Genomic DNA, 12,626 nt, shown 5'->3' with positions numbered 1-12,626 from the left:
AAAGCAGACCCCTTGCGGGGGTGTTCGCGTCGATTCCTGACCCCAGTGAGCGGGGCGGTGCAGTAGCACGGATGTCCTGTGCACGAGGATGCGACATGCGACGCGCGGCGGATCGGAGGGAAACGCCCCCCGTTCGCGGGCACGCAGGGACGCAGGCAGAACGTCTCGCCGGCCTGAACCGGGACTACTCTGACGGCTCAGCGGCAGGACGCGGGCTTCGCGCTCGTGGGCGCGATCGACTCCGTCAGGTAGAACACCGCGCCGCTGGTGCTCCGGACACTGACGCAGTACGCCCCCGGCGAGCCACCGGCCGCCGCGGAGTCGTCGAGGACGAATTCCGACCCCCAGCCGTATCGACGCAGTATCGCGGCGTTCGCAGCGCCGTCGGTCGCGCTGAGCGCAGGCCAGCCACTCTTGTTCGTCGTGACCCAGTTCTGCAGCGCGATCCTCGCGTTGACGAGGTCCGACTTCGCGGAGGCATCGGCGGCGCTGTTCTGAGCTCCGAGATACACGGGGATCGTGATCGCCGCGAGCACGCCGATGATGATCACGACGACGAGGAGCTCGATCAGGGCGAAGCCCATATCGCGGGCAGCACGCGGACCGGCCGCCGTCGACGACCCCGGGCACAGGTTCACAGAGCTATTTGGCGTGCTGGAGCGCGGAGGACAGGCTGAAGATCGGCATGTAGAGCGCGACGACCATGCCGCCGATCACCACGCCGAGCACCGTGATGAGCATCGGCTCGATCAGCGACGTGAGCGCTTCGGCGGTCGCGTCGATCTCGGCCTCGTAGAAGTCGGCGACGCGGGCGAGCATGGCGTCGATCGAGCCCGACTCCTCCCCCACGGAGATCATCTGCACGACCATCGCCGGGAAGATCTTCTCCTGCGCCAGCGGGCCGGCGAGCGACGCGCCCGTGCGCACGGAGTCGGCGAGCCGCGCCGCGACCTGCTCGAGCACCCAGTTGCCCGACGACTGCCCGACGATGGTGAGCGCGCGCAGCAGCGGGACGCCGGCCGCGGTCATGTTGGAGAGATTGCGGGCGAAGCGGGCGATCGCGACCTTGCCGATCAACGGCCCGAACACCGGGACCTTGAGCAGGATGGGGTGCACGATGCGGCGCACCGAGTCCTTCTCCTTGCTGGTCCGCCACCAGAACGTGATGCCGAAGGCGAGCACGGCGATGAGCGGCAGCAGCCAGCCCATCTGGTTGCTGACGGTCACGAGGATCTGCGTCGGCAGCGGCAGCTGGCTCCCCAGGCTCGCGAACATCTTCTTGAACACCGGGACGATGAACAGCAGCATGCCGATGACGGCGATCACCGCGATGCCGAGCACCGCCATGGGATACGTCATCGCCGACTTGATCGTGCCGCGGAGCTTCGCCTCCTTCTCGTAGGAGTCCGCGATCGACGCGAGCGAGGTGTCGAGGAACCCGCCGGCCTCACCCGCGCGCACCATGCTCACGAGGAGCAGCGGGAACTGCTTGCGCTCCCCCAGCGCGGCGGAGAAGGACTTGCCCTGCTCCACGTCCCGGGCGACCTCGGTGAGCAGCCGCTTCAGCGTCGCGTGCTCGGTCTGCTCCGCCGTCACCGTGAGGGCACGCAGCAGCGGCACGCCCGCCTGCGTGATCGTCGCGAGCTGGCGCGTGGCGATGGCGAGCGCCTTCAGCGTCACCCTGCCGCCGCCGAACGAGATCTCCATCTGAAGCCCGGTGCCGGTCGTCTTCTCGGCCACGCGGGTGGGCATCAGGCCCATCGAGGCGAGGCGGGCGAGTGCGAGCGACTCGCTCGCGACGTCGAGCGACCCCTTGACGAGCCGACCGTCCCGTGCTCGCGCGCGGTAGGTGAAGGACTTCTGCGCGGTGGCGCTCACCGGAACCCGCCCATCGAGGCGAAGGTGTCGGTGTGGGTCGCGCGGGGCTTGGCCGCGCCGGCCATCTGCCGCAGCGTGTTCACGTCCTGCGCCTTCGCCTCCGCGGCCTCCAGGGTGATCGCCCCGGAGTGGATGAGGGAGACGAGGTGCTGGTCCATCGTCTGCATGCCGAGCGCGCTGCCGGTCTGCATCGCGGTGAGCAGCTGGCTCGTCTTGCCCGTGCGGATCAGGTTGCCGATCGCGGGCGTGACCCGGAGGACCTCGACCGCGACCGCCCGGCCGTGGCCGTCGGCGCGCGGGACGAGCGTCTGGCAGACGACGCCCTGCAGCACCATGGACAGCTGCATCCGCACCTGCTGCTGCTGGTCGGCGGAGAAGACGTCGACGATGCGGTCGATCGACTGCGCGGCGTCGGAGGTGTGCAGGGTCGCGAACACGAGGTGCCCGGTCTCCGCCGCGGTCAGCGCGACCGAGATCGACTCCAGGTCGCGGAGCTCGCCGAGCAGGATGATGTCGGGGTCCTGACGCAGGACGTGCTTGAGCGCGGCGCCGAAGCTGCGGGTGTCCGTGCCGACCTCGCGCTGGTTCACGAGCGCCTTCTTGCTCGTGTGCACGAACTCGATCGGGTCCTCGATCGTCATGATGTGGTCGGCTCGCGTCTCGTTCGCGCGGTCGATCAGCGCCGCGAGCGTGGTCGACTTGCCGGAACCGGTCGGGCCGGTGACGAGCACGAGCCCGCGCGGCAGGTCCGCGAACGAGCCGATCGCCTCCGGCAGGCCGAGGTCGCCGAAGGACTTGATCTCGGTCGGGATGAGCCGGAACGCGGCCCCCCACGACTCGCGCTGCTGGTAGACGTTCACACGGAAGCGCGCCTGGTCGCCGAGCGCGTAGGCGAAGTCGAGCTCGAGGTCCTGCTCGAAGCGCTCGAGCTGCTGCGGCGACATCGCGGACGTGAGGATGTCCCGCACGTCCTGCGCGGTCCAGATGCCGACGTTGCGCACCGGGCGCAGGGCGCCGGCGACGCGCACCTGCGGCGCCGCACCCGCGGCGATGTGCAGGTCGGAGCCGCTCATCCCGATCACGGCGCTGAGCGCGGTGTCGAGCCGGGCGAGCCCCGGGACGGACGGCGACATGTCATCAGGCGACGACACGGAGGACCTCCTCGATCGATGTGAGCCCCGCGGCGACCTTGTTCCAGCCGTCCTGACGGAGTGAGACCATGCCCGCCTTGATCGCGGTGCGCCCGAGCTCGCTGGCGGAGGCGCGGGCGACGGTGAGGCGTTCGATCTCCTCGTCGACCGTCATCACCTCGTGCACCGCCACGCGCCCGCGATAACCGGTCTCGGCGCAGTGGGAGCAGCCGACCGGGACGAACACCTGCTCGTCCTCCTCGATGAGGAGCCCGATGCGGGCCAGGTAGTCCTCGTCGTAGTTCGTCGGCCGCTTGCACTTGTCGCAGAGTCGCCGAGCGAGGCGCTGCGCGACCACGCCGACGAGCGCGGAGCCGACGAGATACGGCTCGATGCCCATCTCGACGAGCCGCGTGATCGCGGACGGCGCATCGTTGGTGTGCAGCGTCGACATCACGAGGTGGCCGGTCAGGGCCGCCTCGACCGCGATCTGCGCGGTCTCGTGGTCGCGGATCTCACCGATCAGCACCACGTCCGGGTCCGACCGGAGGATGCTCCGGAGCGCCGAGGCGAACGTGAGGCCCGCCTTCGGGTTGATCTGCACCTGGTTGATGCCCGCCATGCGGTACTCGACCGGGTCCTCGACCGTGATGACGTTGACGGTCGGCTTCGACACCTCGTGGATCGTGGTGTACAGCGTCGTCGACTTGCCCGAGCCGGTCGGCCCGGTGACGAGGATCATGCCGTTCGGCCGCGTGTACGCGGTGCGGAACGCCTCGAAGTTGCGGCCGACCATGTTGAGGTCCGAGATGCTCTTCGCCGACCCCGACGTGTCGAGGATCCGCATGACGATCTTCTCGCCGTACACGGTCGGGAGGGTGGCGACGCGGAGGTCGATCTTCCGCCCCTGGTGCAGCACCGAGATGCGGCCGTCCTGGGGTCGGCGCCGCTCGGCGATGTCGAGATCCGCCATCACCTTGAGGCGCGAGATCACGCCCGCCTGCACCGACACCGGCGCGGACTGGACCTCCTTCAGCACGCCGTCGATGCGGTAGCGGACGCGGAGCTCGCGCTCCCCCGGCTCGATGTGGATGTCGGAGGCGCGGTCCTGGATCGCCTGGGAGATGAGCAGGTTGACGAACCGGACGATGGGCGCGTCGTCGTCCTCGACGACCGCCGCCTCCTCGCTGCTCGAGCCCTGCTCGAACAGCTCGTGCTGGATGTCGCTCAGCTCGTCGTCCGCACGGTGGTAGCGGTCGATCGTGGTCGCGAGGTCCCGCGCGTCGACGCGGACCGGCCGGATGCGGAGACGGGTCGCGGCGGAGACGTCGTCCAGCGCGAGGATGTCGTTCGGGTCCGCCATCGCCACGACGAGCGTGCCGCCCTCGCGGCTGATGGGCAGCAGGCTGTGGCGCCGGCAGAGGTTCGCGGAGACGCTCACCGCCGCATCGCGGTCGACCGGGTACTCGAGGATCTCCACGAAGGGCGCGGTGAACGCGTTCGAGCCGCGCGGTGTGACGGACGACATGGTCGCTTCCTCCGCATCGACACGACCGGGGTCACCGGCGCCCGGCACCTCCGGGGGCTTCAGGCTAGGAAAGGGCCTGCACCGCCCGGAACACCCAAAGCGAGGCGCCCCAATGCAGGGGCCAGGGCGATCGCTGCGCTCAGGTCCGAAGGATCAGAGCCCGGTGGAACGCGATCGCGGCGTCGAGCGCGGTGACCGAGACTCGCTCGTCCGCGCCGTGGATCGCGGCGAGCTCCTCCGCGGTGATCGCGAACGGCATGAAGCGGTAGACGTCGGCGCCGAGCCGGGTGAAGTGGCGGGCGTCGCTCGCCTGCACCATCACGTACGGCACGGGGAGCGCATCGGGATGGGAGACATGCACCGCGGCGACGACGCGGTCCCAGGCCGGTCCCTGCGCTCGGGAGGCGGGAGGCGGATCCTCGCCCCGCAGCAGCTCGACCTCGACGGCGGGGTCGCGGATCACCCTGCGGAGCCGGTCCACGACGCCGTGCACGGTGTCCCCCGGCGCGATCCGGATGTTCAGCTCCGCCGCCGCCTCCGCCGCGAGCACGTTCGCCGCGTCCCCGGCCCTGAGCCTCGTGACCGCGACGGTCGTGCGCACGAGGGCCGCCGACACCCCGCCGAGCGCCGCGAGCACCCGGGCGACCGCGGGCCCGGAGGCGCGGGCGCGCAGCGCTGCCGCGACCGGCCGGGGCAGCCGTTCGCCGAGCGCCGCGGCCATCGCGCGCACCGCGGGGTGACTGCGCGGCGGGAACGGGTGCCGGTCGACGCGGGTCAGCGCGGTGGCGAGCCGCACCGTCGCCTGCACCCGCGGCGGGATCGCGGCGTGGCCGCCCGAGGACCGGGTGGACAGGCGCACCTCCGCCGTCCCCCGCTCGGTGAGGCCGATCATGGCCAGCCGACCGCGGACCCCGGGGACGACGCCCTCGACGACGGCGCCGCCCTCGTCGAGCACGAGCGACGGCCGGACACCGGCCACGGCGAGCGCCTCCGCCACGGCCCGGGCGCCGGTACCGCGCACCTCCTCGTCGTGCCCGGACACGATGTGGACGTCGCCGCCCGGCACGACGCCCTCCGCGAGCAGGCCCTCCACCGCCTCGAGGACCGCGACGAGCGGTCCCTTGTCGTCGAGGGCCCCGCGGCCGTGCACGACCCCGTCGGCGACCACGCCGTCGAACGGGTCGTGGCGCCACCGCTGGTCGGTCACCGGCACGACGTCGTGGTGCGCCATCAGCACGATCGGGGGCTCGTCGCCGCCGCGCCACACGAGGTGCAGCGCTCCCCCGCCCACCACCTGCCGCTCGAGGTGGGCGTGCACGAGGGGATAGAGCTCGGCGAGCCGGTCGCGGAACGCGGCGAACGTCGCCTCCCCGGCGGTCGACACCGTCGGGATCCGGATCAGGGCGGCGAGGCGCTCCGCGGGGGTCATGCCCGGCGCCTCGGGAAGGCGGCGGCGGGGACGACGAGCAGCGCGAGCGCACCGACGAGCGCGGTGCCGCCGCACACCGCCCAGACGGTGAGGTAGCCCGCGTAGCTGCCCGCCGTGCCACCGACGGGAGCGCCCGCGGCGAGCGCGATCGCGAACCCGCACGACGCGAACGCGCCGCCGAGCGACTTGCCCGTGTTCGTGAGCCCCGTCGCGACGGCGGTGCGTCCTGCCGGTGCGACGGCGGCGGCCGCGGCTGGGAGGGCGGCGACGAGTGTGCCGGACCCGAGCCCCGCGACCGCCATCGCGACGAGCACCTCCACGAGCGACGCGTGGAACGGGATCAGGGCCAGATAGCCGACCGCGACGATCGTGGACCCGACGATCAGCGTCGCCCGCGTGCCCAGCAGCCGGGACACGGGGCCGAGCAGGAGCGCGCCCACGAGCAGCGCGAGCACGTACGCGCCGATCACGATGGAGAGCATGCCCGCGCTCAACCCGAGGCCGTAGCCGACCTGCGCCGGGTCCGTGCGCACGAACGTGGAGAGCGGGCCCTGCGCGCCGAGCACGCTCACCCCGAACAGGAGCGCAGCGAGCTGGATCGGCCACACCGCCGGCCGCGCGAGCACGCGCATGTCGACGAGGGGGTCCGCGATCCGTCGCTCCACGAGCACGAACCCCGCGAGCAGTGCGAGCCCGGCGACGAGGACGAGCCAGCCCAGCCCTGAGCCGGGCTGCAGGCGCAGGAGGCTGAGCGCCCCGGTGAGCACCGCGAGCGCGACGCCGAGGACGACCGCGCCGCGGACGTCGAGCCGGCCGGGCGCGCGCTCGCCGTCGGCCCACAGCCGCCGGTACCAGCGGGCGGCGACGCCGCGCGCCGGCGGTTCGGCTGGGGACTCGCGCACGCCGATGAGCACGGCGACGAAGGCGATTCCCACGAGCACACCCGGTACGAGCAGCGACGCGCGGAGGGAGCCGAGGACCCCCTGCGCCGAGCCTCCGGCCAGCGCACCGGCGATCGCGCCCGCCTCCAGCGCCGCGACCACGACGCCCGCGCCCGCACGGGTGGTCGCCTGCGGGTCGGGGCGGGTGCGCGAGCGGTGGGCGATCAGCGCGATCTCGAGCGGGAGCCAGGCCGTGTAGACGCCCTGCGCGGCCCAGAGCGCGAGGAAGAGCGGGAAGGATCCGGCGGCGATCGGCAGGCCGATGCTGACCAGCGCGGTGACCGCGAGCGCGCCGAGGAGCATCCGGCGGTACCCGAGCAGGTCGCCGAGCTTCGCGATGATCGGCACGGCGACAACCGAGACGGCGAGCTGCCCGCCCTCGAGCCAGTTCACGTCCGCATCGGCGATCCCCAGCGATCGGGCGATGTCGGTGAGCTGCGGCACGTAGTAGCCCTGCAGCACTCCGGAGGCGAACTCGACGACGACGAGCACGCCGACGACGCCGAGCGCCCCGCGCGCCCCGACGCCTCCGGTGCCGACGGCTCCGGTCCGGTCGGCTCCGGTCCGGTCGGTCCCCACGGCTCCGGTCCCGCTCACCCGCTCATCTTCGTCGTTCAGGAGAACTTCGCGCCCAGCGGCCGGATCTCCTGACCGACGAAGATCGAGCCGTGATCATCGCGGAGTACACGATCCCCGGGCTGCACGTGCGCGACCACGAGGTGGAGGTGCCCCTGGACTGGGGTGCGCCGGGCCCGGAGACGCTGACGGTGTTCGCGCGCGAGGTCGTCGCCGCGCACCGGCGGCGGGACGACCTGCCGCTGATGCTCTTCCTCCAGGGCGGCCCCGGCGGCAAGAGCCCGAGACCGCTCGACGCGAGCGGGTGGCTCGGCGCCCTGCTCGAGCGGTACCGCGTCGTGCTGCTCGACCAGCGCGGCACGGGCAGGAGCAGCCGCGTCGACGCGGCGCGCATGAGTGCGTTCCCCGGCGGCGCGGAGGGGGCCTCCTTCCTCGCCCTGTTCCGCGCCGACTCGATCGTGCGGGATGCCGAGCACATCCGCGCCACGGACTTCGGCGGCCGCCGCTGGGCGACGATCGGGCAGAGCTACGGGGGCTGGCTCACGCTCACCTACCTCTCCCTGTTCCCGGAGGCGCTCACCGCGTGCCTCGTGACGGGCGGGCTCGGCTCCCTCCGGCCCTCCGCGGAGGAGGTGTACCGGCGCACGTTCCCGCGCATGCTCGCGAAGAACCGCGTGTTCGAGGGCCGGTACCCGGAGGACGTCGCGACCCTCGGGCGGATCGCGGACCTCCTGACGGCGGAGGACGTGCGGCTCCCCGACGGCGACCGGCTGACCGTGCCTCGGCTCCAGTTCCTCGGCAACCCGTTCGGGATGCAGCACGGGTTCGAGGAGGTGCACTGGATGCTCGACGAGGCGTTCGCCGCCTCGGGCGGAGGGCTCTCGGACACGTTCCTCGCACAGGTGCAGGCGGCGACCGACTTCGCCGACAACCCGCTGTGGGCGGCGCTGCAGGAGCCGCTCTACGGCGACCCCGCCTCCGGAGCGACGGGCTGGGCGGCCGACGCCGAGCTGGCCAGGCAGTCCGCGTTCGCCCCGGATGCGAGGCCCCTCCGGCTCACGGGCGAGGCGATGTTCCGGTGGATGTTCGAGGAGATCCGGCTGCTGCGTCCCTTCCTCCCGGCGGTCGACGCGCTCGCCGGACGGACGGACTGGTCACCGCTCTTCGATCCGGCGCGCCTCGCGGCGAACGAGGTGCCGGTCGCGGCGGCGGTCTACTTCGACGACCTGTACGTCGATGCGGGGTTGTCCCTCGCGACGGCCGCGGAGGTCGGCGCCGTGCAGACCTGGGTCACGGACGAGTGGCAGCACGACGGCATCCGGGCCAGCGGTGACGAGGTCGTCCGGCACCTGCTGCGCCTGATCGACGAGCACGGCGGCCCGCAGCCCGAATGAGCCGCCCGGCGTCAGGGGCGCGGGCGCGGCGGGGTCGGCTTGGGCGCGATGCCGGAGGGGGCGCGCGGCGGCGCCGGCGCCTCCGGTACCGCATCCGATCGATCCGTCTCGGTCTTCCGCGCCTTGCTCAGGAGGCCGACCAGCAGGTCGGCGGTCTGCGCGGCGGAGGCGGCGGCTCCCGTGTTCGCCTCCTTGACGGCGGAGACGACCTCGGCGCGCTGGATGCTGACCCCGCGGGGGGCGTCGAAGCCGATGCGCACCCCGTCGCCCCGGACGTCGATGACGGTGACGACGATGTCGTCGCCGATCATCACGCGCTCACCCTTCTTCCGCGTGAGCACCAGCATCGGGCAAGCCTAGCCGCGCCGCCACGTGCATTTTGAAGGGGTTTCTGCCCGGCGGAGCCGCGCAGAAACCCCTTCAAAATGCACGGGGTCAGCCCGCGAGCTCGCGGTACGCCTCGGGCAGGCCGATCGCGGCGAGCGCCTCCGGGCGCACCCCGCGCTGCGCTCGGACGCTCGCGACCGCGTCGACCTGCAGCCGCCCGCGGAGGCGACCGGTCCACTCGAGCGTCTCCGCCGGCTCGCGCTCGGCGTCCACGACGAGCCATGCCTGGTCGCTGTCGATGGAGGTCAGCTGCTCGAGCTGCTCCTCCGCCAGCTCCCCGCGGCCGACGCCGTAGGCGACGATGACGGGCTGGTCGCTGCGCACGCCGTACGCGCGCGCCGCGACCGCGCCGCGCCGGTCGTCCACCCGGCGCCGGGTGTTGCCCTCGAGCGCGCCGCCGTCGCAGACGTAGCCGCGCTGCATGCGGTCGCGCAGCGCCTTCGCGACGCGCATGGGGTCGTCGCCGATGCCCACGAGCAGCAGCAGGTCGCCCGCGCGGGTCCGCTGCGGCGGCGGTGCACCAGGGGCGGTGCGGCCCATCCGGGAGCGCGGCGTCGCCGTCGCCCAGACGTACTGCTGCGCCGCGGCGACCTCCGCCGCAGTCGGCGGCGGGGGCGGCTGCGGGGTCGGCGCCGCGACGGGCGCCGGCCGCGGTGCGACGGGCGCCGGCGCGCGGCGAGGCGCCGCGATCGCGGGCACCGGCACGGAGGCGGTGACCGCGCGCATGGGGGGCCGGGGGCGGCGCACCGCCGTGAACAGCTGGGGCGTCGCCGGCGGCTCCGGGCGGCGCAGGGGCCGCGCGGGGGTGCCGCCCGGCTCCTCCGCCGGCTCCACGTCGATGCGCAGCGCGTCGAGCACGGAGGCGAAGTCGCCGCCCTGCGGCGACACGGTCGCCGCAGGGGCGGTCCGCGACCACGGGTCGTCACCATGCGCGGACGCGGGGCCGAGCTCGGCCGCGTCGGCGTCCTCGAGGAGCGCGGCGAGCCCGACCCGGGTGCGCATGGAGAACTCGTGGGCCCCGTCCGGCGCGGCGCGGTCCGGCACCTCGACGGTGACGTCGATCACCCGCTTGCCGAAGATCCCGGCGATCCCGCCGACGATCGACTCCTCCGTGTCCACGATCCGCGCGTCGGGGCCGTACTCGGCGGCGACGCGGGCGGCGAGACCCGTGAGGGTCGGCTTCTCAAGCCGGAATCGAATCGAGGGCACGGACCACTCCAACGGTCTCGATGATGACGTCGGCCGACGTCACCTCCTGGTAGGACAGCACGGGCAGGCCGTTCGTCTGCGGTGCGACGAGGCGGCGGACCGCCGGTCGCAGCGCGGGGGCGCACACGAGCACCGGGGACCAGCCCCGCACCTCCGCCCCCTGCACCGCGGCGCGGAGGGAGTCGACGATCCGCGTGATCATGTCCGGCGCGATGAGGATCTGCGTGCCGAGCTCGGACGGTCGCAGGTTCTCGAGCATCCCCTGCTCGAGCTGCGGGTCGATCATCAGGACGCGCAGCGTCCGCTCGTCGAGGTGTGGCGACACGAGCATGGGCCCGAGCGCGGCACGCGCGGCCTCGATGAGCCCCTCCGGGTCCGTCGACACCTTCGCGCGCAGCGAGAGGGCCTCGTAGATCCTGGGCAGGTCGTTGATCGGCACCTTCTCGGCGAGCAGACCCTGCAGCACGCGGTGCACCTCGGCGAGCGTGAGGAGCCCCGGCACGAGCTCCTCGACGAGGGCCGGGCTGACCCGCTTGACCCCCTCCGTCAGCACCCGCACGTCCTCGCGGGACAGGAGGCGCCCCGCGTTGTCCGTGATGACGCTCGACAGGTGCGTGACGAGCACCGAGCCCCGGTCGATCACGGTGGCCCCGGTGGTCTCGGCGGCGTGCCGGAGCTCGGCGGGGATCCACTTGCCGGCCAGCTGGAAGACCGGCTCGACCGTCGGGGTCCCCGGGAGCGCGTCGAGCTGGTCGCCGAGAGCAAGCACCTTGCCGACGGGGGCGATGCCGCGGCCCATCTCGACGCCGGCGACGCGGATGACGTAGGTGGACGGCGGCAGGTCGACGCTGTCGCGGGTGCGCACGGGCGGCACGACGACGCCGTACTCCATGGCGATGCGGCGGCGCAGCGCCTTCACCCGCGCGAGCAGGTCGTCGCTGACGCCCGACACGAGGTCGACGAGGTCCGGCGAGAGCTGGACCTCGAGCGCGTGCACCCGCATCTGCTCCATGAGCTCCTCGGGGCTGTCGGAGGCGGGAGCGGCCTGCTGCGCGGCGACCTCGGCCAGCGCGGCCTCCTTCGCCTTCGCCTCCTCCGACCGGCGCAGCCGGATGGACACGAAGATCAGCGTCCCGCCGACGAGGAGGAACGGGATCAGGGGCATGCCCGGGATGAGCGCCATCAAGCAGGCGGCGACGCCCGCGATCATCAGCGCGAGGCGCGACTGGGTGAGCTGCTTGCCCGCGTCCTGACCGAGCTCGGAGTCGCCGTTCGCCCGGGTCACGATCATGCCGGTGGAGACCGCCATGAGCAGCGCCGGGATCTGCGCGGTGAGGCCGTCGCCGATCGTCAGCAGCGTGTAGGTGTTCACCGCGTCGGCGATCTGCTGCCCGTGGATCAGAACGCCCATGATGATGCCGCCGAGCACGTTCACGAGCACGATGACGATGCCGGCGATCGCGTCGCCCTTGACGAACTTCGAGGCGCCGTCCATCGCCCCGTAGAAGTCGGCCTCCGCGCTGACCTCCTTGCGGCGGCGGCGCGCCTCGTCCTCGGTGATCAGCCCGGAGTTCAGATCGGCGTCGATGGCCATCTGCTTGCCCGGCATGGCGTCCAGGGTGAATCGCGCACCCACCTCGGCGACGCGCTCCGCACCCTTCGTGACCACGACGAACTGGATGACCACGAGGATCACGAACACGACCGCGCCGATGACCATCGAGCCGCCGACCGCGACGGAGCCGAAGGCGTGGATCACCTCGCCCGCGTACCCCTGGCCGAGCACGAGCCGGGTGGAGGCGACGTTCAGCCCCAGCCGGAACAGCGTCGCGATGAGCAGCAGCGACGGGAACACCGAGAAGTCGAGCGGCCGCTTCGCGAACATCGTCGTGAGCAGGATGACGAGCGCGAACATGATGTTCACGGTGATCAGCAGGTCGAGCAGCCATGCCGGGATCGGCACGACGAGCAGCATGATGATCGCCACCAGGCCGAGCGGCACGGCGATGGCGGACGCGGTCCTGCCGAACGCGAAGCGTCGCACGGATCTCCGATCCGTCCGGTGGCGCGACCCGGTGCGGCTCCGCCGCGGTCGTCCGTGCGAGCCCGGCTCCGCCGGGCGCTGTGCGGAGCCGGACGCGCTCGCCCGGTGCC

At 72.8% G+C, this 12,626-nt stretch carries 10 protein-coding genes; 1 reads left to right on the top strand and 9 read right to left on the bottom strand.

What is annotated here, in order from left to right:
* Positions 1-197: 197 nt before the first annotated feature.
* The 6 genes from ACTHLI_RS03100 to ACTHLI_RS03075 all read right to left on the bottom strand — a co-directional run bounded on the left by ACTHLI_RS03100 (position 198) and on the right by ACTHLI_RS03075 (position 7,503).
* Positions 198-584, bottom strand: coding sequence for a type IV pilin protein (locus ACTHLI_RS03100; protein WP_440181412.1), 387 nt, complete (start codon positions 582-584; stop codon positions 198-200).
* A gap of 58 nt (positions 585-642) precedes the next feature.
* Positions 643-1,878 (bottom strand): type II secretion system F family protein, encoded by a 1,236-nt coding sequence (locus ACTHLI_RS03095; RefSeq protein ID WP_440181410.1) that lies wholly within the window; start codon positions 1,876-1,878, stop codon positions 643-645.
* Positions 1,875-3,011, bottom strand: a complete 1,137-nt coding sequence (locus tag ACTHLI_RS03090) for a type IV pilus twitching motility protein PilT (RefSeq protein WP_440181408.1) — start codon at positions 3,009-3,011, stop codon at positions 1,875-1,877. The genes ACTHLI_RS03095 and ACTHLI_RS03090 overlap by 4 nt, the downstream gene beginning before the upstream one ends.
* A gap of 4 nt (positions 3,012-3,015) precedes the next feature.
* Positions 3,016-4,536: a GspE/PulE family protein gene (locus ACTHLI_RS03085; protein WP_440181407.1), complete on the bottom strand. Its 1,521-nt coding sequence runs from the start codon at positions 4,534-4,536 to the stop codon at positions 3,016-3,018.
* 139 nt (positions 4,537-4,675) lie between these two features.
* Complete coding sequence (locus tag ACTHLI_RS03080; protein ID WP_440181406.1) at positions 4,676-5,965, bottom strand: M20/M25/M40 family metallo-hydrolase; 1,290 nt, start codon at positions 5,963-5,965, stop codon at positions 4,676-4,678.
* Positions 5,962-7,503, bottom strand: coding sequence for an MFS transporter (locus ACTHLI_RS03075; protein WP_440181405.1), 1,542 nt, complete (start codon positions 7,501-7,503; stop codon positions 5,962-5,964). The genes ACTHLI_RS03080 and ACTHLI_RS03075 overlap by 4 nt, the downstream gene beginning before the upstream one ends.
* Before the next feature lie 71 nt (positions 7,504-7,574).
* Here ACTHLI_RS03075 and ACTHLI_RS03070 point away from each other — a divergent pair, with 71 nt between their 5' ends.
* Positions 7,575-8,876: an alpha/beta fold hydrolase gene (locus ACTHLI_RS03070; protein WP_440181403.1), complete on the top strand. Its 1,302-nt coding sequence runs from the start codon at positions 7,575-7,577 to the stop codon at positions 8,874-8,876.
* Positions 8,877-8,887: 11 nt separating this feature from the next.
* Here ACTHLI_RS03070 and csrA read toward each other — a convergent pair whose 3' ends face one another.
* From csrA to ACTHLI_RS03055, 3 genes are all read right to left on the bottom strand, one after another.
* Positions 8,888-9,223, bottom strand: a complete 336-nt coding sequence (gene csrA / locus ACTHLI_RS03065; RefSeq protein ID WP_440181402.1) for a carbon storage regulator CsrA — start codon at positions 9,221-9,223, stop codon at positions 8,888-8,890.
* Between the two features lie 88 nt (positions 9,224-9,311).
* A complete protein-coding gene (locus ACTHLI_RS03060; RefSeq protein WP_440181400.1) occupies positions 9,312-10,472 on the bottom strand; it encodes a hypothetical protein in 1,161 nt (386 codons plus the stop codon).
* Positions 10,447-12,447: a flagellar biosynthesis protein FlhA gene (locus ACTHLI_RS03055; RefSeq protein WP_440181418.1), complete on the bottom strand. Its 2,001-nt coding sequence runs from the start codon at positions 12,445-12,447 to the stop codon at positions 10,447-10,449. Before ACTHLI_RS03055 ends, ACTHLI_RS03060 begins: the two co-directional genes overlap by 26 nt.
* Between the last annotated feature and the right edge of the window lie 179 nt (positions 12,448-12,626).

This window comes from Amnibacterium sp. (assembly GCF_051956055.1).
Lineage (GTDB): Bacteria > Actinomycetota > Actinomycetes > Actinomycetales > Microbacteriaceae > Amnibacterium.
This window is presented reverse-complemented; position numbering and strand designations above follow the sequence as displayed.